The sequence below is a fragment of the Leptospirales bacterium genome, from assembly GCA_019694655.1.
Classification (GTDB): Bacteria; Spirochaetota; Leptospiria; order Leptospirales; family Leptonemataceae; genus SSF53.
Window position 1 is genome coordinate 308,544 of sequence record JAIBBN010000004.1, and the last position, 20,400, is coordinate 328,943.

Consider the following 20,400-nt stretch of genomic DNA (forward strand, 5'->3'; position numbering starts at 1 on the left):
TCAATCCAGGGTCAGTTCGACGACGTAGCCGCCGTGACGCCGCATGTTGAATACATCGCCATTCTCCAGGACCAGATACTGACCACGAATCCCGGCCAGGCGACCGCAAAATTCCTGTTCTTTATCGAAGGTAATCGCCCGCGGCTTCGCTGGCGAGGAAGCCATGGGATAGCGTAGCCTGAGCGGAGCGATGCCGTCCTCGCTGATCAAGTAGCGCTCGAATTCGGCGGGGCAGAGCTGCACGGCGCGACGGCGTTCGCTGAGTAGCAGCTCTTCGTTGGCCTCCACGCCGCGCAGCATCTTTCGCCAATCGGTGCGATCGGCAAAATCTGCCATCAAAGCGCTCTCCAGACTACCCGCCAGGAAGCGATTCGGCATCTGCGCAAGTGGAACGGCAAGGGATGCGCCTTGATCGATCCAGCGCGTATGCGCCTGGCTGGCTCGCGTTACTCCCACTTTGATTCCGCTGGACTGGGCCAGATAAACGATGTGGTCAACCAGGCAACGATTCCTGGCCCATTCTTCATTCCGAAATTGACCGAGGTGCGCTCGACAGGCGTCCGGGCGCAGACTGCAGGGCTCGCATTCTGGAACCGTCTGGAAGCACCGAAAACAATAGCCTTGCTGGTACGATTTGTTGGTCATTTTCCCGCAGGCCAGGCATTCGATGCGACCGCTGAATCGCAGCGCGATTTCACGACCGCAAGGCGAATCGATCGGCGTAAGCTGATCTCCAACATGAAGCGAGTAACGAACGGGATCGGCTTCAAAGCTCTGCATTTTGCGTATCTGACCTTGAAGCTGCACGGACTCATTCTCTTTGCGGCGGAGTCGCCGTCGAGCGGACAATGCGCCAGCGCAGCACAAAAAAGAGATTGCCCGAGGACGATCTTGGCCAAACTGTGCGGCCGTCGGCGGCGCCTTCCGCAAGTCGGCGCTACATCTCATGGGAGAGCCCTGTCAGGTCCATCTGGTCTATGAAGGCGGACAGCCGGTCATGCGCTTGAAGGGCGAGATTACTTCGGAGGCCGAAGACTTGCTTTTTCAACGCTACTCCGAAATACCTGAGGACAAGCGTATACGGGTCATCATTGACTTTGGCGATACGGGTTATATCAATTCATCCGGGATCGCGCTCTTAATTCAGCTGATTACACGGGCAGGCGACGGTCGCGGCAAGATTGAATTTGCCGCCCTCCGGCCCCAATTTCGCAAGGTCATGGATATCGTAGGTCTGACTGAATTCGTTCAGGTGCACGCTACCTTGCAAGAAGCCCTGAACAGCTAAGCGTCGCAGCCGACATGCGGGCTCATGCAAATTTGAAACCCGCCCGATGATCTAAGGGATGAGCCCCAGGCCACGCACGCGACTGACGGCCGCTGTCCTGGCGCTGTTGATTGCTTTTGCCGCCCCCGGCGCTGCCGCCGCGCAAACGGCGCTGACACGCGGCTTGCCCGACCCCTATTATCCACAACGGCCGCAAGGCGAACTGCGCCTGAACTACTACTACGATCGCAGCGGGCGCTGGGTCAAGTTTTCAGATTGGATTCCGTTTCGCCAGCGCAAGTACGAGCCGATGCATCTTGAGGACTTCTACGAACTCTATGGCCTGCCGCACCACTACAACGTCAGCGAAATAAAGGAAAGCATCTACTGGCTGGTGCAAGCCATGACGCACCGCTTTCGACATCCGCGTCAGGCGCTGTGCCAGATAGAAACCGAGGAGCAGTACCACAAGTACCGCCTGCTGATGTTCATGCAAATCAATATGCTGGTGATGCGCATGTACCTCCGACTGGGTTCGATGTACGACAAACGTCACCTCTATTTTCATGATCTGGATATGGCCGACGATTTGGAGGTGTCCTTCCTGGCGGCGCGGACTTACTATCGCGAGGCGATACCCTACTGGCGCCTGGCCAAACGTTATGCTCAAGAATCGGAGCAATACCGCTTTGACAGCTGCATGGCAAACCTCGAGGACCTGCGCTTCCAGATTGGCAGCGGACGGCTGAACTTTGACCGTATCATCGAGCGTCACATCTACCAGGTAGAGGCCAAGCTGGGGATCGCCTCTGAATTCCTGGACATTGAGGGGCGGCCCCGGCCGGTCCGACAGCAGATGCAACGCGACATCGAAGGCATGTACGATGATCGATTTCGACCGGCGCCCCTTGGACCGCCGCAGCTTGAACCTTTGCGCAATGAACAGCCGCTTTTCGCAGAGTAGCGGCGGCCTCCGACGCCGCGTTCTCATATCGGGGCTGACGTTGGCGCTCGCGTTTGTATCTTCAGTGGCGGCAGCCCCTGTCGTACAACTGCAGCAGGATCTGCTATCCAACTATTTGCTCTGGTTCGCTCAGCTGCAAAGCAACACTGGCGAAGGTCAGCAGCGCATTGAGGAAGCCGAGCGCAGCTGGGCAATGATTGATCGCGTCCCACCCGTCGTTCCCGAGGGTCAGGGAATTCCAGGCGGCGACCTGCGCTGGAACGAGGCGCTCTACCGCCGCGCCGTCAGCGAATTCGAACGCGCTCTGCAATCGATCGAGGACTTTCGCCAGCAGCTGCAGCAAATTGATACAGCGCGCCAGACTTTGCGCGACCCAACCTGGTGGAAAGCGCTTGATGAAATGGCCCGTCTCGATCGTCGACAGACAGCGACCACTCTGGAATTTCACCGGCAACAGACCTACTGGTGGTCGCGAACCCTGGCTACGCTTGGTCGCATGGATCGGCCGGCGCTGCACTCGCAATCGCGCGTTGTCGACTTGCGAAAACGAGCGCTGCGACTTTATGCCGTAAATGAAATTGCCCTCGGTTACTACGCACCGGCCTTGCGGTTGCTTGAGGAATATGCCGAATTTCCCGAGGTCGAAACGGAATGGCCCTTGCACTACTATCTGAGTCGCTGCTATGGCGGAGAGCTGCGTCGCGCCCGTCAGGATCGCGGAATAGGCGAAGCGGAATTGCGCGAGCTGCGACGTCGCCGCAATCTCCACTTTTTGCGCGCCGTTGAGTTGAAATTTGGCCGACCTTCCCCCGAATGGGATGAGACAATGCGCCGAACCATACTCGACGAACTTGGTACGCCGCGCCGCTGACGCGGCGGGCATGTTTCAAAAATTCAGGCGGCGGTCGGCGTTTCCCGGCGATAAAGTTTTCGCCAGAAAATCCAGATCAATCCCACAGCAATCAGCAAGACGCCAACAATCTGGGCCTGCGTGAATCCCCACCAGTGGTAGTTTTCAAAGTAGGATGCCGGCGGCATGGCTGTGGTCCCGCCTCCCAGAACAGAAACCAGGGCGCCAGAGCGGTCTACATATTGCGGCGCTTCGAATAGCGGAATCACCGCGTCGGTCAGTCGTAGAAATTCCACCAGAAAACGCGCCAGACCATTGTAGATAAAGAAGAGAGCGACCAGCATGCCTGGCTTATAATTTTGTTTTCTGGCCCAGAGTTGCAGAAAGGCAAACAGCGCCAGCGAGGCAAGGGCTTCCATTACCGGCGTATTCCAGACGCGAACGCCATCGGTGCAAAGATAGGGCAGCCACCAGGCGGAGGGGTCTGGCGTACAGTTGCCGCCGGAGGGGCCGTAGACCCAGGTCAAGAAGGGCACATTGATGCCGGAGGCGAAGCCAAAGCAACCATCGCCGCTGACAAAGCAACCCAGCCGACCGATGGCGTAAGCAAGCGCAAAGGAGGGCATATAGGAATCGCCGTACTTCCAGATATCGTATTTGTTGTAGCGCAGATAAGCATAAAGCATGCTGAAGGCTACAATGAAGCCGCCATAGAACACCAGGCCCTCGCGGCTGAAAAGCGTTGGCCACAGACCGACCAGTTGTCCGCGAGGTCCGGCGGCGCCCGGATTAGCCATTCCATTCTTGGTGAAGAAAACATTGGCAAAGGTATCCCAGAAGCCGGTGTCCACATACCAGATGCGGTGCCACTGTTCCACGGCAAAGAACAGCTTGGAACCAACAATGGCGCCCACAACGGCAATCAGTAACGAATAGTCGGCGACCTCCGGATTGAGCCCGCGCCGCTTCAGCTCCCGCGGGGCTAGAAAGGAGGCGGAGAGAAAGGCAAGCATCAGCAGCAAGCTGAACGTTGACACCGGGCCGATCAGCGGAATATCAAAGGGAAGACTTCGTATCATGGTTCTCCTGCAAGTCCAGAGGGCGCGTTTTATTTTGAGCCAAAGCGTCGCCGCAGACACTCATCGCAATGCGGCCGTGGCCGTCAGGCGTATTCTTTCAATTTCGGCGACATCCTTGGGTATGGCTGCGGTCAGTACCAGCGGTTTTCCGACGCCGACCAGTACGTCATCTTCGATGCGCACGCCAATTCCGCGCAGGGATGGCGGCGAGGCCGGCTCATCTGGCGAAAAATAGAGGCCGGGTTCCACTGTGCAAACCATGCCAGCAGCCAGGGGGCGCGGCTTGCCGCGCAGATGGTAAAGACCGGCGTCATGGACATCGCTGCCCAACCAGTGTCCGGTGCGATGCATGTAAAAGCTGCGGTAGCTTTTCTTTTCCAGAGCCTCATCCAGCGAACCCTGCAGTGCGCCCATGTCCAGCAAACCCCGGCACAAGATTCGCACTGCACAGTCGTGAACGCTATCAATCGTTGCACCTACCTGCGTGGCGACAATTGCCGCTTCTTGCGCCGCCAGCGTCAATTCGTAGACGTCGCGTTGCTCAGGCGTGAAGCGCTCGCTGCTGGGCCAGGTGCGCGTCACATCGGCAGTAAGGAAATTGCGTTCAGCGCCGGCGTCGACCAAAACCAGCTCGTTGTTCTGCAATTGACGATCGTTGCGGATGTGGTGCAGGATACAGGCATTGGGGCCGGAGGCAACAATAGACGGATATCCTTCCTCGGCCTGCTGACGCCGAAACTCATAAAGCAGGATCGCTTCCAATTCGTATTCATACATGCCCGGCCGCGCCCTTTGCATCAGCGCCAGGTGACCGGCGGCGGTAATTGCTGCGGCCTCCTGTAAGAGTTGCACCTCTGCAGCCTCTTTGACCAGACGCATCTCGTGCAAAATGAGATCCGGCGTTGCAATCGTGCCTGGACCGCTATCGCCGCCGCGAGCTCGCTGCAACAGTGCGCGCGCTGCTGCAAATACTCGTCCGTCGCGCTTTTCATCAAGGCCAAAGGCATAGATCAACTGGCTTCGGTTCTTGAGCAGCTCGGGAAATTCTTTCCAGAATTCGTTGATATCGCGCGTCTCGCCCAGTCCCAGCTGGCTTTGCGCTTCTTCCAGGCCCATACGCCGCCCTTCCCAGATCTCACGATTGCGTTCGCGCGGACGCAGATAGAAGCGTTGCAGTCCTGGACCGAGCGCCAGCGCCGCTTCTTCCTCGGCGAAGCCGCTCAGATAATAGAAGTCGGAATCTTGACGATAGCGATAGTGAACATCGCTGTTACGCGTCTGCTGCGGCGCAGAAAAGAAGACGGCAACGCTGTCCTCGGGCATCGACTCAACAAAGCGCATTCGGCGCGACGCAAAACACTGCGCATCAGGTTTCATGTTTCAAGTTCCTTGCCTGCGATTTCGGCAAATGTTTGGCGGCATTTCAAATAATAATCATAAAGTCGATGAGAGCCCAGAAATGCAAGCGAGTCAAAGGGGCGCTGCCGGTAGCTGGCGCGCAAGCTGGCTGTCAGCGATTCCGCATCTACGCCGCGGAGAGCGGCGGGGGCCAGCGCCAGCCCCCGGCCCTGCAATACCAGCAGCCGGCGGAAGCCAGCCTGTTCCAGCGGCGTCTGCAGCGCATCAATGCTGCGGTCGGCGAGGGCCATCAATACAACCAGCGTATCATCGCCAGGTTTCATTCCCATCGCAATCAAATCGGGCAGGCAACGTTCCAGCGCCGGCCGGTTATGAGCGACATCAAAAAAGAACCTACAGCTTCTAGCGCCTGCTGATTCGCTGTGCAGCTCCAGGCGGCCAGGCAACTCCGGTCGCAGCAATCTGGTTGACCAGGACAATTCGCCAAGCAGCCACCGGACAAAACGCTCATTCTCTGCAATATAGCTTGCGCCAGAATTCGCCGGATTCTCTGGCCAGAGCAGGCAGCGCGCCTGCGGCGCGGCCTGGCGCGCAAGCGCCAGCAATTGCTCGTCGGCAATTCCTGGCGACGACATCAGCGCTATGGTCATAGTGTCCGGGCCGGCGATGGCCAGCTTCTCGCGCGCGATTTGGACGAGGCTGTCGCCCAGAATGGCCCCGTGTTCCAGGACAACGCGCGTCAATACCACGGTCTGCGCCGCCGCAATGCGTGTCGCGTCCAGCCGTCCGCCCAAGCCTGCTTCAAATACGCAAAGTTCGCAGGGAGCGCTGGAAAACAAATGTACTGCAAGCAAAGTCAGCGCTTCAAAGTAGCTGCACTGCTCAAAGTCCTCAAATTGCGCCTTCAGAATTTCAAGCGAACGCCACGCGCTGTCGGCGGCTACGGGCTGGAGATTCAAGCGAATCCGTTCTAGCGGATGACTCAAATGCGGCGAGGTATAAAGCCCAATGGCGCCGGCGACATTGGCGAGGCCGGCCAGCAAAAAGGAGGTCGAACCCTTGCCGTTGGAGCCGACCACTGCGATGCGTTCGCCTTGCAGGCGAAGCGTGCTGCTGCCGGCCATTTCCTGCAGGCGGCGCATCCTGCTTTGCCATTGTTGCGGACTGAAGCGGCGGCTTTGTTCGGGATTCTCCAATCGGCGTAGAAAATCCAGCAGAGCCGACTCTGCTGCGTTCACAGTTTCCGGCGCAGCGCGCTGAGCAACTCGCGCTCCATCAAATTCTCCGGCGCCGCTTCCCCCGTAAATAGTTCAAACTGCAAGGCCGCCTGGTAGAGCAACATATAGTATCCGTAAACTACTGTACAGCGACGCTCCGCTGCCTGGGCAATCAAGGGCGTACGCATCGGAGTATAGACGATATCAAATACCGTATGAGCTGGCGCCAGCAGCGCGGAGGGCAAGGGCATACCTTGATCCTTGCCCTCCATGCCAAGCGGAGTGGTATTGATTACTACATCAAAATCTTCCGCCCTGAGTTCCGGCGCTTCAACATATTCAACAACGGTCCGTTTTGTTCCCGCTTGCACGCGCTGGGCAAAAGCGCGGCCTTTGCGGCGATTTCTGCCGCTGATCAGAATAGCGCCAGGCGACGAGACCTGAGCCAGGGCAAAAGCAATGGCCGCCGCCGCGCCGCCGTAGCCCAGCAACAGATGGCGCTTTCCGCGCAACTCTGGGATGGCCGTCTGCAAAGCCCGGATAGCGCCAGGGCCATCGGTATTGTAGGCGTGGTATTCATCCTCGCGCAAAATCCAGGTGTTAGCGGCTTCGCAAGCCTGACTGAGATCATCGGCGGCGTCGCAAAAACGAAAGGCCCAACTCTTGTGAGGAATGGTAATGGAGAGTCCAGATACATTCAGTTTCAATAAGGCGCGCTTCAAAGAGGCATCGGCCTCGGCAACATTGAATGCGGCGTAAAGAGCGTTGATCGACTTACTTTCAAAGGCAGTGTTGTGCAGCAGCGGAGATAGGGAGTGAGCGACCGGATGGCCGAGTATGCCAAAGAGCCTGGCGCTTCCGTCGATTCTGGCCATGATGCTGCACGGAAAATCCCAAAGGGGGGCAGGGACGGCAATCCCTTTCGTTTATCTACTTGTCCGAATCGACCGATTCCTGAAATTGGACGCAGATCAGCGCGGCCGGATTGCAATGCTTAAGAAGATCCTTGAGATAGTTGTAGATGTAGCGGTCTTTGCCGCCGTCAGCGGCGCAGCTGCCTGGTACTACTACATTTACCGTCGTCGAGACTTGATAGGCGGTTTCTGGGCTGCGGCGGCGGTAGCCTTCATTGGCGGCGTTGTGATCAGCGTGCTGGCAGGCATCAACAGCTGGTTCATCCACCTGGTTGATTGGTTGATGCTGCCCAAGTTCGAAGAGATTTTTCTTTTTCGCGTAAACCTGATTACGGCCGCTGCCGGCGCTTTCCTGTTTGTCTACGTGCTCAACCGCATCAACCACGATCGCGAACGGCGCCGCTAGCGCGGCGCACTTCAGTTTTCTGCGCCTGGACCTGGCGTGTAGATGGGCGTCAGTCGACTTTCGCCCGACGCTTTCTCTGAAGCAGGCAGCGGGACGATCCGACTTCGCGCCAGCGCGTCACGTTCCACTTCATCGATTCGGATGACGGCATGCAACGGCACAAAGATCCGCCGCGTATTTTCGAATTCTTTGCGTAAATGGTCCTCATTTGGATCGACCAGCAGCTGGGACTTCTCGCCAAAGACCAGCTCCTCTATTTCAATGAAGCCGAAGATGCCGCCCTGGCCAACGCTGCGGGCATAAAGCTCATAGACTCGACCCTGGTTCTGGAATAGAACACGGTAAAGTCGACGCTCCGAGCTCCTGGCCATCGGGGCAGGCCGCCGGGCATCGGTCTGGAAGTCAACTGCAGCGGTCCGGCGATGCGGAAGCTTCCATTAGCCGGACCCGGCGATCGGGGCTCAACCTTTGGCGGGGAATCCCGATGTACTGGATCAGAAGAGGTAACTACGCCCATGCCCGCGCCCCCCATGATGGATCTCGGATCCGGCATCAATACCCGCGATACGATCAACAAATTGCTGGAAGTCGAACGCGCTCCCATTGCCCGCATCCAGGCGGACAACCAGATGAACGAAGTCCGTATCATGGCCTGGGATGAGGTGCGCAATCGCGCTCGCAGCCTGGCGGACAAGAGCCGCTTGATCTATTCCTTTGCTGGCGCCTTCGCAACCCGCGGCGTCGTATCCAGCGATCCTGGCGCGATTACAGGCGAGGCGGCGCCCAATGTAGAGCTCGGGCGTACGGACATCGAAGTCGTTCAACTGGCGAGCAACCACCAGGTGCGCAGCAATGCCGTCTCCCTCGAAGACACCCTGCCTGCCGGCCGATTCGTAATCAAGGTAGCCGATCGCGAAATTGCCATTCAATTTGGCGGCGGACACATCAGCGATCTCTACCGACAACTGCGCAGCCAGGGCGCCGACCTCTTTGATGCCAGTTCGCTGAACCCGGAGAGCGGCAAGCAGGTAATCAGCCTGCGCTCTCGAATCAGCGGCGAACGCGGACGCTTCCAGTTTACTGACCCCGATGGAGTTCTGCAGCGCGTTGGCCTGGTCGGGGCCGCCGTGGAAGGTGCGCGGACTCCAGTACAGAAGTCGCTTTCGTTTGAAGGCGCATCGCCCTACACTCGACCTGGCGGAACTCAGGCGGCGCCCATTGCCTCGACCATCGAGGAGGGCGGCGCGGCCTTGCGCCTCGAAGGTTCAGGCGCGGTGGCGATAGGCGCTACGCTGCCGGAGAAGGCGCAGCTGCGTCTGCGCATCACGCGCCTCGATCAGTCGCCGACCAGCGCGCCAGAGGGCGCCGCGCCGGCCAATTCTGCGGCCCCGGCGTCTTCGCCGCCGGCCGCCGCCGCAGGCGAGCGCATTGCGACCGGGCCCGATCTGAGCGTTCAGGTTGGCGATGTGCAGTTGCATGGCTACCAGATTGAACGGGAGCGCAGCCAGATTCCGCAGCCGGCCGCCGCATCCAATCCGGCGGCTGGCCAGCCGCCTGTTGTGGCGCCAGCGCCGGGAGCGGCTCGTTTTGGCGTAGGTATCGAGTACCGTGAAAATGGCGAGCTGAGAACTCGCGAAGAAATTCGCGAACTCCACGCCAGCGGAGAAAGTCAGGAGATCCAGATGGATCTGGTCGCGCCCGGTCCTGTGGAGCGAATCTATTTTTTCAACGAGAGCGGCGCTGCGCGCTTTCAGGCGGCTACGATTAGCGGCGAGACGCCTGCGCAGGCAACAGCCGTCAATGAAACCCAGGCGGCGCGCGATGCGATTTTGAAAATCAACGGCGTTGAAGTGCGCCGTTCGGAAAACCAGAAACTGACCGACGTGATGCAGGGCGTAAGCCTCAATCTTAACCGCGTGACAAACGGACCCGTCGAAGTGCAAATCATGGTCAACGCCGAAGAGATCATGAAACAGATCGTGGAGTGGGTCAAAGCCTACAATGAACTGGTGGTTTTTTGCCGCGATAACTCACAGGCCGGCGATTCGCAGTTTACTCCGCCTTCGCAGCAGGATCAGCGGCAGCAGCAACAGCAGCAAAACTCGCAGGAAAGCCATCAGCGCGGTCTTTTTGCATCGGATGCCACGGTCCGCCAACTGGTCTCCGGGGTGCGTCTGACAGTTTCCTCCTCCTACCCCAGCGTCGAACGCAATGGCTACCGGGTATTGTCCGACATTGGCCTGTCGACGGGCGAGGTCGGTCAGACCTGGTCAGGCGGGGATATCCGCGATGAAGTCAAGTATGGATTGCTGGTCATCAATGAGGAGCGGCTGCAAGGCGCTTTGACCGCCAACCCCGATTCGGTTCGCCAGCTTTTTGCCTCCGACACCAACGAGGATAATCTTCCGGACAATGGCGTGGCCATTGCCATGGAGCGACTGCTGCAACCCTATGTCCGGCCGACTGGCGGAGTGATCAGCGCCAGGGTAGATCTGCTCAAGGAACAGATCCGCGCCAACAAGCGTGAAATCGACCGACGCGAACTGGCCGCTCAGAATATGGAGCAAAATCTGCGCGAGCGCTTCGGCAGGATGGAGCGAGCAGTGCAGGAAAACCGGTCGATGGGCGAATACCTGCGCAGAAATTCTCCTGGCGGCGGGAACTGATCGGCCGATAAGAACACAGGGCGGTGCAGTGGCCGCCGGGCAGGAGCTTCGTATGCAGATCTATGTGAATGACCAGGAATTGGACGCTGAATTGACCGGCGAGCAAACCCTGGAAGAGGTTTACCACGCTGTTAGCGATTGGATTGCCGGAAACAAACGATACATCCTGGGATTGCGCGTCGATGGCGCGGATGCTTCGCTCAGCGCCCTGCCGGCAGTTCCCGCCGCCACCGTAGGCCGCGTCGACTTCTATGTAGGCGACGAATTGGATATGGTGCTGACCACCGTCTCGGAACTGGATCACTATGTCGATCAAGTAGGCGTCACGCTGTTTGAGCGTCAGGAACTCAGCGCCCAGGATATCCGCAATCTGGAGGATGGCCTGCGCTGGATTCGCCAGATTCTGAATTCGCTATCTGGTCTGGTCAAATTGGACCTGGCCCAGATGAACGTGCTGGCCCCTGGCGTACGCGGCGCCGAATCCATAGATCGCGTTGTGGATCGGCTGGAGAAAAGGGCTGCGCGCTTTGCGGAGGAAAACGGTCGCGAAGCAATTGAGGATTTCCTGGGAGATTTGCGCAGCTTCAAATTCTTTGTGATGAAGCTGTTCTTGCAATTGCGCACAATGAATGCGCGTCTGGATGAACTGGCCGACCACCTTTCGCAATTTGAGCGTCGAATTCCGGAGATAGTTCGCGAGATTGTCTCGATCAACGAGGGTTTTAATGCCGGAAAAGATTTTACGGCGCTGGAAACCCTCGACCGCATCACCGGCGAATTGAACGAGTATGTTGCGTCGCTCTATGCGCTGGATTTTCATTTGCGCAAGTCGCATGGCGAAAGCATTCAGAACATCGCCGTTGGGAATGTTAGCTTCCAGTCCGCTGCAGCAGAAATTACGAACATGCTGCGCGATCTGTCCAATGCGCTGGAAGAAAACGATATCGTCGCCGCGGGCGATATCCTGGAATATGAACTGGCCCAGAAGCTTGGCGACTTCCAACCGTATCTGGCAGAAATCCGGCAATTCGTGCTTGCCCGCGAGGCCTGATCGACGGCGCGCTGCGTCGTGGCGCTCTACCAGCGGCTGCTGCGCACATTCTATCGTACGGGTTTGCCGTACCTTGCCATAGCTCAGTCGCCCGCAGCGCCGGGCGATGAATTGCAGATCCAGGCCTTCCTGTCCCGTATTCTGCTGGATCGATTGATGACTGACCTGGAGCGTTCCCGGCAGAGCGTGGATCGCGTTCCTGCGGAGTTATTGGTCGAAGCGCCCCTGGCTGATGAACTGCTCCCGACAGTGCGCAAGGCTGGCGGGATGCCAGTGCTAAACGAGAGCGGGGATCAGATTGCCCTGTGGGATGAGCGCCAGCTGCTGCAGGCTGTAGCCAGTCTACGCCGTTCAGACCCCCCGTCGACGCCTGCTACTGCTGAAGCAGACGCTGCGGTCAGCAACGCTCCGCCTCCGCAGAAGTGGCTGGCTGAAATGGTGCTGCAAGCCCTGCCCATGGCTATGTTCGCCACAGATCTTGGCGGCCGCGCCCTGTTCTACAATGAGCGATTTGAGCGCATTATACTCAGCAAGGATCGATTGCGACGCTCGCTGCGGCTCGCCGAAGAATATTTTCTGGAACTGAATCGCAACCTGCTGGCGCGTTCCTTTGAGCGCGATCCCGAGCGCAAATACTCGCATAGTTTGCACGCTGCACTTCCGGAACTTTCCGTGCTGGCGCGTATCTTCAACCTGGAGCAGGATGGCCGCGTCCAGGGCTACCTCTATCTGTTTCAGGACGCGAGTGATGGCGGCGTGCGCGAAGAACTGCTCTCCCGGCTGGAGGGCGGCGATGGCCTCGAAGCTGTAATAGATGATCTGGAAGCCGTAGCCATCCAGTCCGCTCTCGAAAATCATGGGCACAACATATCCCATGCCGCCGCCGCTTTGCAGATCAAACGTTCTACCCTGCAAAACAAGATGAAGCGCTTACGACTTCTCGATCGATTTGGACCGCGCCATAGCGGACCCATCCGCCGAATCCGACGCGGCGCAGGAAACCAGGGGAACATTGATCCGGCCTCCGGGGGCGGAACTCCGCCGGCCGAGAGCCTGGCCCCGTTGGCAGGCCCGGAGATAGCCGGCGCGGCTGCAGGCCGGAAGAGGTCGGCCAGAGTGCGTAAGCCCGCCCCTGAGGCAGGCCGCAAAAAGAAAATTACGACGCGCAAAGCGACGAAGCCTTCCAAAAAGAAGGTCGCTGCACGCCGCCGCCTCAAAAGCCGCTGATTTCCACTTGTCAGCAAAAGCGCGGCATCAAGTCCTCGGCGCATGCAAAATCGAAAGCTGCTCCTTGCCATCGGCGGCGCCCTCGCGGTGGTATTGTTGGTTGTGCTCTTTTTTATGATTCGCAATGCGGATCGAAGCGAAAGCGAGGACGGAAGGATGATGGGCGAACGGACTGCGCCCGACGGTTCCGGCGGATCCGCCGATGAAGCCCTTGGCATCGAGGCCAATGATCCGCAGGAGCGACTCGATCGTTATGTGCGCTGGGCAAAGTACCCGCCTTTCACGCGCCCGCTTTCGCAAGGTCAGGTCGATCTGCTGGATCCTTACAATGCTGAGCGTCCGGCGGTCAATGTCGTGCTGCGTCCGGCGCGCAACTGCAGCCAGGGTGCGGACGGTATTCCCAATTGCGAAGAGCAGGCTCAGTTCAGCGATATCCAATGCAGCTTCAGTCCGGAACGCAGCATTTCTGTGGGACGCAATGATTTTCACCTTTTTCTAAGCTGTCAGAACCAGAAAGGCGAGAAGCTTCCCATTGATTCGTTGCAAACGCAGGTCTTCCGGACGCTGCACAATAAGACTTATCCCAGCCTCCCCGTGGTTTCGGCGGCAGATGATGGCGCCAACGGCGATGAAAAGGCCGGCGATCGCATTTACACCATCACCGTGCGGCCGACACTGCAGGACTGGGGCGACATGTACGTCGAAGCGAAGATGCGCGTAGGCGGCCAGGATCATGCCCAACGCGCTGCCTGGTTCAGCACGCCTCAGCCAGGGGCGGAATTCCAGCAGGGCATCCGCGATCAGGTGCGCAATGGCGACCTGGTGTTTACGATTCCGGTGCGAGTCAGCAAACCGGGATACTATGAGGTCGAGGCAAATCTACAGGAATCGGGCGGCGAAGGGCGCCTGCTGGCCAGCGCCTACTGGGAGGGCGAACTCAGTGCTGGAACCCAGAATGTAGAATTGGTATTTTTTGGAAAAGTTCTGCGCGACCAGGATGCCCAGGGACCGTTTGTCCTGCGCGAGCTACGTGGTAAGCGCAACAATTCGCCGGTTACGCCAGCGCAAATCAGGCAATCGCGAATCGATGGGCGCTCGATTTCAGGCGAGCACCGCGAGCCAATCTGGGAATACCTGCTGCCGTGGCCCGGCCCGACAACCACACAGTCCTACAGCGCAGACCAATTTCACAATCGTGAATGGGACTCAGAGGAAAAACGCGAGCATATTCGTCTTCTAGAAGAACATTTGCAGGACGGATAATTGACGAAGGGTCCCGGGGCGAGTTTTCGGTCCGGGACTGCCGCCTACCGCTCTCAAAAAAGCGGTTGCAGATCGGCAGGCAAGGGCCGAAAGTTGACCTATAAAAAAAAATCGCAATACAGGAGTGTAAAATGCGTAAGCTTCTATTGAGCGCCGTAATCAGCGGCTTCTTTCTCATGGGTGCATCGGCTGTTCAAGCCGCCACCTATAACCTGTTTCTCCATGGACGTTCTGGCGATAACCACTGCCAGGCTTTGACCAGCACCGCCAGCGGACAGACCGACTACAAAAACTACTGGGGCGGCGTGGTCAGCGGAATATCAAATATCCGCTACATCGGTTTTGATGGTACGCAGAATGGCGGCGCATACAGCTGGCAAAGCTGCGGCGCTCAGAAGCAGCTCAACGACGCGCTGAATGTTTTCTGCCGCAATGGCAACAGCTGCAAAATTTTCACCCACTCCACAGGCGGTCTGGTGATGGCATACTATCTGTATGCAGCCGGTTCGTCCGGACTGAGCATCCTTGACATTCGCCTGATGGCCAGCGCCGCAGGCGGATCGGAGCTTGCCGACTTCTCCACCAGCTACCTGGCCTGGCTTGGATTTGATACGCTGGGCGGTCAATTGGACCAGAGTGTGAGCACCGGCGGCGCGCGCAGCTGGGACCATAACCGTACGGGCGGCCAGGCCCTGGACACCACCAGCGGCGAGGGATCTGACTACCTGAATGTTACCAGCCCGCTGCTGCCCGGCCGCGACGATGGCGTTCTGGCTAACCATAGCCTCTGCAGTGTAAATCAGGTGAATACCGTGGATCGTTCCTGCCCGCTGGGCGGCGGAACCTTCAAAGAGAGTTACTCCTGTGGTTTTCTCTGGCTGTCTACCTGCACGCGCACCCACTACCGCTGGAGCAACTACTACACCGTGCTGATGCGCGCCAGCGATAGCCACGGCGCTTCCAAGCGGCATTACTATTGATTTCTACTGCAGTCTTGCAGTAAATGGAAAGACCGGCGATCGTCGCCGGTCTTTTTTTGTCCTGGAGTCAAACGATGAGGCGAGGCTACCGCTCGGCGCTTATGATACTCGCAGTCAGCTTTTCTGTCGGGGCCTGTAAGTCGCTATTTTACGCGCCCGGCGAAAGCTGGCTGCCAATCTCCTGGCTTGGACCGCAACGCGCACTTGAAGCGCGGCTGGCATTTGAAAGCCGCATGTCCTGGAATCCCTTGAATCAGAATCAAATAACGCGCAACGTCTCGACTGAGCTCCTGATTCATGAGCTTCGCGGCGATCAGCTAGTCTCCTCGCGTCGGTTGACGCGATTTGATGGTTGGATCCTTTCCGGTTCGATCTATGCTGCTGGCCATGAAGCTGTCATGGTGGCCGGCGAAGGCAATGATATCGGCGCGGGCGCAAACGCGGCGTTGCTGGTCGCCACGGACAACGGCGCAACGCGGCGGCTGCCAGTGGCGGGCGGCGAAGTTCTTGCAGCCTTTCCTGATCTCGACAGCAAGCGGCTTGCTGTGGCCGTGCTGGTCGCCGGCGCTCCTCTGGCGCTGGAAATTCGCTTCTTTTCACTGGCTGGCCTGCGGCCAGAGGCGACCGCTCGCATTGAGCTGCCCTCCGCAATCGGTCCCCCAGAAGTGGGTTGGTCCGCGGATTCCCGCACGCTTTATCTGCGAGTCGTTGAGGGGGTGCTGGCCATCAACGCGGAAAGCGGATCGGTAAGCGCCGCAGTGCAATTCCCACGATGCTTCCGGCCAGCCCCCGCGGGCGGCGAACTCAATGATGGCGGCTGGACGATACTGCGTCGTCAGCAGAATCCCGGAACGCCGGGCGCCGACAGTGAGTTGCGGCTGGAACGCGTTGCCGAGGCAATGCGCGACGACCAGGCGATGACCGGTCGGTTGGAAGAAATTGGACAGGGATGCCGTTGAGCGAGTGGCAGGCGGAAGGAGCGCTTCGCACCAGCAGCGGCTGGCGAAATCAATTTGGCGATCAGCATCGCTACGATCCCGAACTGGTCTTTGAAGCCGCTGGCCTGATCGCTGGTTCCGAGCTGGCGCTGTTGTTGCCGCTGCCGGATCCGCCCAACGGCGACAGGGAAGACGAAGCCTTCTTCTATCGCCTCGATGAGCGGCGCGTGGTTGGCTACTTCAATCGCTGCACTCATATTCAGGCGCCAATGGACTTTGGCGATGGCCGTTTTCTCGATCCGGCCGGCTTCATTCTCTGCCGCCTGCATGGGGCTCGCTATGAACTGGCAAACGGCGAGGCCTGCGCCGGCCCGGCGCGAGGAAATCTGGCGCGCGTCCTTTGCCAGTTGCAGGGCACACAGCTCATTGTGAGCGGCTGGCAAAAGATCCGCAGCGATAGGAATTCCGGCTTGTGATCCTGAATTGAACGGAGTCCCCTCTTCATTGCTGGCAGACTTTGCATCTGCAGGCGGTGGCACGGTGGACATTGGCCGGGAAAACCTAGCAATTGCCGAAGAGCTGTATCGAAAATACTGCGATGATCCAGATTCGGTGGGTCCACAATGGCTCGCCTACTTTCGCAGCCTGGAGAGCGACGGCGCAGCGAACGCCGGTCGACTGAGCTCCGATCCCGGAGCAGACCGCTCTGTTGAACTTTCTGGTGCGGTCCGTGAGCTGGTGCAGGCCTACCGTCGATTTGGCCACCTGGCGGCCGACCTTGATCCGCTTGGGCTTCGGCTGCCAGATCGAAGCGCACTGGAACTGAGGCTCTACGGCCTCCAGCAGGCCGATCTGGAACGCAAGTTTGAGCGCGCGCTATATGGACTGGAGCGGGCCACGCTGGCCCAGATTCTGCAGAAGCTGGAGCGCACCTACAGCGCGCGCATTGGCGTCGAGTATGAGCATATTCGCAGCAATGAGGAGCGACTGTGGCTCGCTGAACGCATGGAAGTTACTGAAAACAGTCAGGCGCTGCCGTTGGCCGTTCGACTGCGCCTCTACGAGAAGCTTTTTCAGGCGGAGCACTTTGAAAAGTTTCTGGCGATGAAATTTGTCGGAAAGAAGCGATTCTCTCTGGAGGGCGCAGAAAGCCTGATTCCGGCCCTGGACGCCTGCATTGAAGATGCCGGCGCTCACGACGTAGAAGGGCTGGTAATTGGCATGGCCCACCGCGGCCGACTCAATGTGCTGGTAAATATTCTGGAAAAACCGGCCGGCGTGATCTTTGCAGAGTTTAAGGAAAGCTACAATCCAGATCAGATCGATTACGCCGACGTAAAGTACCACCTTGGCTATTCATTCACGCGCACCACTTTGGCTGGCAAGGAAGTGCACCTCAGTCTGGCCTTCAATCCAAGCCACCTTGAGGCAGTCGACCCTGTCGTGCTCGGCTCAGTGCGCGCCCGTCAAACTTTTCTGGGAGATCTGGAGCGATCGCGCATCGTGCCCTTGATGATCCATGGCGACGCCTCCTTTATCGGCCAGGGGGTTGTCGCCGAGTGCTTGAACCTGTGGCGCCTGCCCGGTTACTCGGTGGGCGGGACCATTCACCTGGTTGTAAACAATCAAATTGGATTTACGACAGCCCCATCCGATTCAAGGTCCACGGAGTACTGTACGGACCTTGCCCGCGGTTTTCAGATTCCCGTATTCCACGTCAATGGCGACGATCCCGAAGCAGTCTATCGCGCTGTGACATTAGCCTGCGAGTTTCGGCATCGATTCCATCGCGATGTAATCATTGATCTCTTCTGTTACCGGCGTCTTGGCCACAATGAGAATGACGAACCAGCTTTCACTCAGCCGCTGATGTACGACCAGATTCGCCAACGCCCGACGACGGTGCAGATCTATCGCAGCAAATTGGCTGGCGATGACGATGTTGCTGCGGAAGATCTGGAATTCATTGAAAACGGCAGCCGCAGCGGTTTGGAAGCCTCCTTCCAGAGGGCGCAAGACAAAGGCGTGCGGATGCAGGTCGATACGATGGGCGGGCGCTGGGCGGAATTTGCCACGGAGCCGCTCGATTCTGAGCCGCAGACGCGATTGCTGGCCGAGCAGATGGAGCGCAGCGTGCGCGCCCTGGTCCAGTTACCGCCCGGATTTCAGCCGCATCCCAAGATAGCTCGACTGCTGGAGACCCGCGCCGCTATGTCTCGTGGCGAGTCGCCGATCGATTGGGGTTTTGCTGAACTTCTGGCTTTTGGTTCTATTCTGGAAAACGGATATGCCATTCGCCTCGCTGGACAGGACGCGCGTCGCGGAACCTTTTCGCATCGTCACGCTACTCTGGTCGATATTCACAGCGGACAGCAGTACACCCCCCTGCAGCACATCTCCGCTCATCAGGGGGCTTTTGAGGTTCTCAATTCGCCGCTTTCCGAGTATGCCTGCCTGGGCTTTGAGTACGGCTATTCGCTTGCTGACCCGCGAACCCTGGTATTGTGGGAGGCGCAATTCGGCGATTTTGTGAATGGCGCGCAGATCATGCTCGATCAGTTCATTGCAAGCTCGGAGGTTAAGTGGCGTCGAATGAGCGGCATCGTACTGCTCTTACCTCATGGCTATGAAGGCCAGGGACCTGAACACTCCAGCGCTCGACCGGAGCGCCTGCTGCAGATGTGTTCCCGCGAAAATATGCAGGTGTGTAACTGTACGACGCCCGCGCAGTACTTTCATCTTCTCCGCCGTCAAATGCTGCGGCGGCATCGCAAGCCATTGATCCTGCTTTCGCCGAAGAGCCTGTTACGCCTGCCAGCGGCCAGTTCGACTCTCCAGGACCTGGCCCTGGGTGTCTTTCGCGAGGTATTGCACGATCGGCCAATGGTTGGACGCGGCAGCCTTCGCCGCTTGATCTTCTGCAGCGGAAAGGTATACTACGATCTGCTTTCTGAGCGCCAGCGGCTTGGCGTTGACGACGTTGCCCTGGTGCGACTCGAGCAGCTTTATCCTTATCCCTATGACGAGATGACCGAGGCGCTGCGTGCGCATTCTCCCACCAGGGAGTACATGTGGCTGCAGGAAGAACCGCTGAATCAAGGCGCCTGGTTTTTCATTCGCGACCGGTTGTCGGCGCAATTGCCGGCAGGCGCAGAGCTGCTTGCGGTTGCCCGGGACGCCAATCCAAGTCCGGCGGCCGGATTGCATAAGATCCACGAGCTGGAACTTGCTGCGATTCTGAAGCGGGCTTTTGCACCTGCGACGGCGGGGCAAGCTGGCCGTCATGAATAAGCAGGACTCCAAGACGCGCGCCGTAGAGCATGCAGACCGCGCCAGCCAGAAGCAGCAGATAGAGCAGGGCGCTCAGCCAGGGGTTGCTCGGTGACGCCTTCCAGCGGAGCATTGCCGTGACTCCGGCGGCAATGGCAATCACCAGAGTCCACTGACCAACTTCGCGATGCCGGGCCAGAGCCTGTAGTCCAGGCTGCGGATCGTAGAGCGCTGCATCGCGGTCCCCGGCAGCCATGGCGGCATACAGCAAGATGATCTGTAAGACACAGAGGAGCGCCAGCAGACGTCGCCCGGTAAGCTCGGGGATCGCTGCGTTGAGACGAAGCCAGACGGCCGCCGCCGGCAGCAAGACTCCAAGCGTCAGCGGCGCGTGCAACATGGCGGGATGCCAGGCTTCAAACACCGCTCAGGCTCCTGATTTTTGCGTTTGACGGCATCGTGTACAGCCGCTATGGACGGCCCATGAAACTTTTGCGTCCGGTTCTCGTGCTCAGCTGCGCCATCCTGCTCAGCAGCCCACTTTTCGCCGAAAAGTCGGCGGACGACTATATCAGCGATCTCAGCGCCGCTGATCCAATGACTCAGATGGAAGCATGCCGGCAGCTTGGCGCCCGCGGCGAGAAGAAAGCGGTCCCAACTTTGATTCAGTTGCTGCAATCCGCGGGCGACGCCCGTGTCGCTGCCCACGCCGCCGCTGCGCTTGGCGCCATTGGAGAGAAGGGACCCTCCGCTCAGGCCCTGCTCAGCTCCTCCAGCAGCCCCCAGGCAGCAGTACGTTATGCAAGCATTCTGGCCCTTGCGGCAATTGGCGATCGTGATCAGCGCGAGGCCGCCGTCTCTATGGCGACTCAATTGGCCGAGGGCGACCAGGATGAGCTGGTCCGCGACATTGCGACGCGTCTGAAGCCGACTCTTGAGAAGTAGTCCC

General features: G+C 58.7%; 19 protein-coding genes. 13 read left to right on the top strand and 6 right to left on the bottom strand.

Annotated elements, in window-relative coordinates; translation table 11 throughout:
• A complete protein-coding gene (locus K1X75_09185) occupies nt 1-849 on the bottom strand; it encodes a DUF2797 domain-containing protein (protein MBX7058229.1) in 849 nt (282 codons plus the stop codon).
• Nucleotides 850-946: 97 nt separating this feature from the next.
• Here K1X75_09185 and K1X75_09190 point away from each other — a divergent pair, with 97 nt between their 5' ends.
• From K1X75_09190 to K1X75_09200, 3 genes are all read left to right on the top strand, one after another.
• A complete protein-coding gene (locus K1X75_09190; GenBank protein MBX7058230.1) occupies nt 947-1,288 on the top strand; it encodes an STAS domain-containing protein in 342 nt (113 codons plus the stop codon).
• Nucleotides 1,289-1,346: 58 nt separating this feature from the next.
• The gene (locus tag K1X75_09195) at nt 1,347-2,231 is read left to right on the top strand and encodes a hypothetical protein (GenBank protein MBX7058231.1); all 885 of its coding nucleotides are present in this window, start codon (nt 1,347-1,349) and stop codon (nt 2,229-2,231) included.
• Nucleotides 2,232-2,295: 64 nt separating this feature from the next.
• Nucleotides 2,296-3,102 (top strand): hypothetical protein, encoded by an 807-nt coding sequence (locus K1X75_09200; GenBank protein ID MBX7058232.1) that lies wholly within the window; start codon nt 2,296-2,298, stop codon nt 3,100-3,102.
• A 23-nt stretch (nt 3,103-3,125) separates the two neighbouring features.
• Here the strand turns inward: K1X75_09200 and K1X75_09205 are convergent, their stop codons facing one another.
• Genes K1X75_09205 through aroE form a run of 4 tightly spaced genes read right to left on the bottom strand, consistent with a single transcriptional unit; the run spans nt 3,126 to nt 7,611 of the window.
• A complete protein-coding gene (locus tag K1X75_09205; protein MBX7058233.1) occupies nt 3,126-4,160 on the bottom strand; it encodes a prolipoprotein diacylglyceryl transferase in 1,035 nt (344 codons plus the stop codon).
• A 60-nt stretch (nt 4,161-4,220) separates the two neighbouring features.
• A complete protein-coding gene (locus tag K1X75_09210; GenBank protein ID MBX7058234.1) occupies nt 4,221-5,537 on the bottom strand; it encodes an aminopeptidase P N-terminal domain-containing protein in 1,317 nt (438 codons plus the stop codon).
• A complete protein-coding gene (locus K1X75_09215; protein ID MBX7058235.1) occupies nt 5,534-6,757 on the bottom strand; it encodes a hypothetical protein in 1,224 nt (407 codons plus the stop codon). Before K1X75_09215 ends, K1X75_09210 begins: the two co-directional genes overlap by 4 nt.
• Complete coding sequence (gene aroE / locus K1X75_09220) at nt 6,754-7,611, bottom strand: shikimate dehydrogenase (GenBank protein MBX7058236.1); 858 nt, start codon at nt 7,609-7,611, stop codon at nt 6,754-6,756. Before aroE ends, K1X75_09215 begins: the two co-directional genes overlap by 4 nt.
• A 115-nt stretch (nt 7,612-7,726) precedes the next feature.
• On the opposite strand from aroE, the gene K1X75_09225 reads away from it, so the two are divergent.
• Nucleotides 7,727-8,056: a hypothetical protein gene (locus K1X75_09225; GenBank protein ID MBX7058237.1), complete on the top strand. Its 330-nt coding sequence runs from the start codon at nt 7,727-7,729 to the stop codon at nt 8,054-8,056.
• A gap of 11 nt (nt 8,057-8,067) precedes the next feature.
• Here K1X75_09225 and K1X75_09230 read toward each other — a convergent pair whose 3' ends face one another.
• A complete protein-coding gene (locus K1X75_09230) occupies nt 8,068-8,427 on the bottom strand; it encodes a DUF1820 family protein (GenBank protein MBX7058238.1) in 360 nt (119 codons plus the stop codon).
• A gap of 144 nt (nt 8,428-8,571) precedes the next feature.
• Here K1X75_09230 and fliD point away from each other — a divergent pair, with 144 nt between their 5' ends.
• The 9 genes from fliD to K1X75_09275 all read left to right on the top strand — a co-directional run bounded on the left by fliD (nt 8,572) and on the right by K1X75_09275 (nt 20,396).
• Nucleotides 8,572-10,722, top strand: coding sequence for a flagellar filament capping protein FliD (fliD, locus tag K1X75_09235; protein MBX7058239.1), 2,151 nt, complete (start codon nt 8,572-8,574; stop codon nt 10,720-10,722).
• Between the two features lie 28 nt (nt 10,723-10,750).
• Nucleotides 10,751-11,773 (top strand): hypothetical protein, encoded by a 1,023-nt coding sequence (locus tag K1X75_09240; protein MBX7058240.1) that lies wholly within the window; start codon nt 10,751-10,753, stop codon nt 11,771-11,773.
• A gap of 18 nt (nt 11,774-11,791) precedes the next feature.
• A complete protein-coding gene (locus K1X75_09245) occupies nt 11,792-13,000 on the top strand; it encodes a hypothetical protein (GenBank protein ID MBX7058241.1) in 1,209 nt (402 codons plus the stop codon).
• Between the two features lie 42 nt (nt 13,001-13,042).
• A complete protein-coding gene (locus K1X75_09250; protein MBX7058242.1) occupies nt 13,043-14,263 on the top strand; it encodes a hypothetical protein in 1,221 nt (406 codons plus the stop codon).
• A 131-nt stretch (nt 14,264-14,394) separates the two neighbouring features.
• A complete protein-coding gene (locus K1X75_09255; GenBank protein ID MBX7058243.1) occupies nt 14,395-15,243 on the top strand; it encodes a hypothetical protein in 849 nt (282 codons plus the stop codon).
• 74 nt (nt 15,244-15,317) lie between these two features.
• Nucleotides 15,318-16,202 carry a hypothetical protein gene (locus tag K1X75_09260; protein MBX7058244.1) on the top strand — a complete coding sequence of 295 codons (885 nt, stop codon included), beginning with the start codon at nt 15,318-15,320 and terminating at the stop codon, nt 16,200-16,202.
• On the top strand, nt 16,199-16,657 hold the full coding sequence (locus tag K1X75_09265) for a Rieske (2Fe-2S) protein (GenBank protein MBX7058245.1): 459 nt from the start codon (nt 16,199-16,201) through the stop codon (nt 16,655-16,657). The genes K1X75_09260 and K1X75_09265 overlap by 4 nt, the downstream gene beginning before the upstream one ends.
• A 64-nt stretch (nt 16,658-16,721) precedes the next feature.
• Nucleotides 16,722-19,472 (top strand): 2-oxoglutarate dehydrogenase E1 component, encoded by a 2,751-nt coding sequence (locus K1X75_09270; GenBank protein MBX7058246.1) that lies wholly within the window; start codon nt 16,722-16,724, stop codon nt 19,470-19,472.
• A 462-nt stretch (nt 19,473-19,934) separates the two neighbouring features.
• A complete protein-coding gene (locus K1X75_09275; GenBank protein ID MBX7058247.1) occupies nt 19,935-20,396 on the top strand; it encodes a HEAT repeat domain-containing protein in 462 nt (153 codons plus the stop codon).
• Nucleotides 20,397-20,400: the final 4 nt, after the last annotated feature.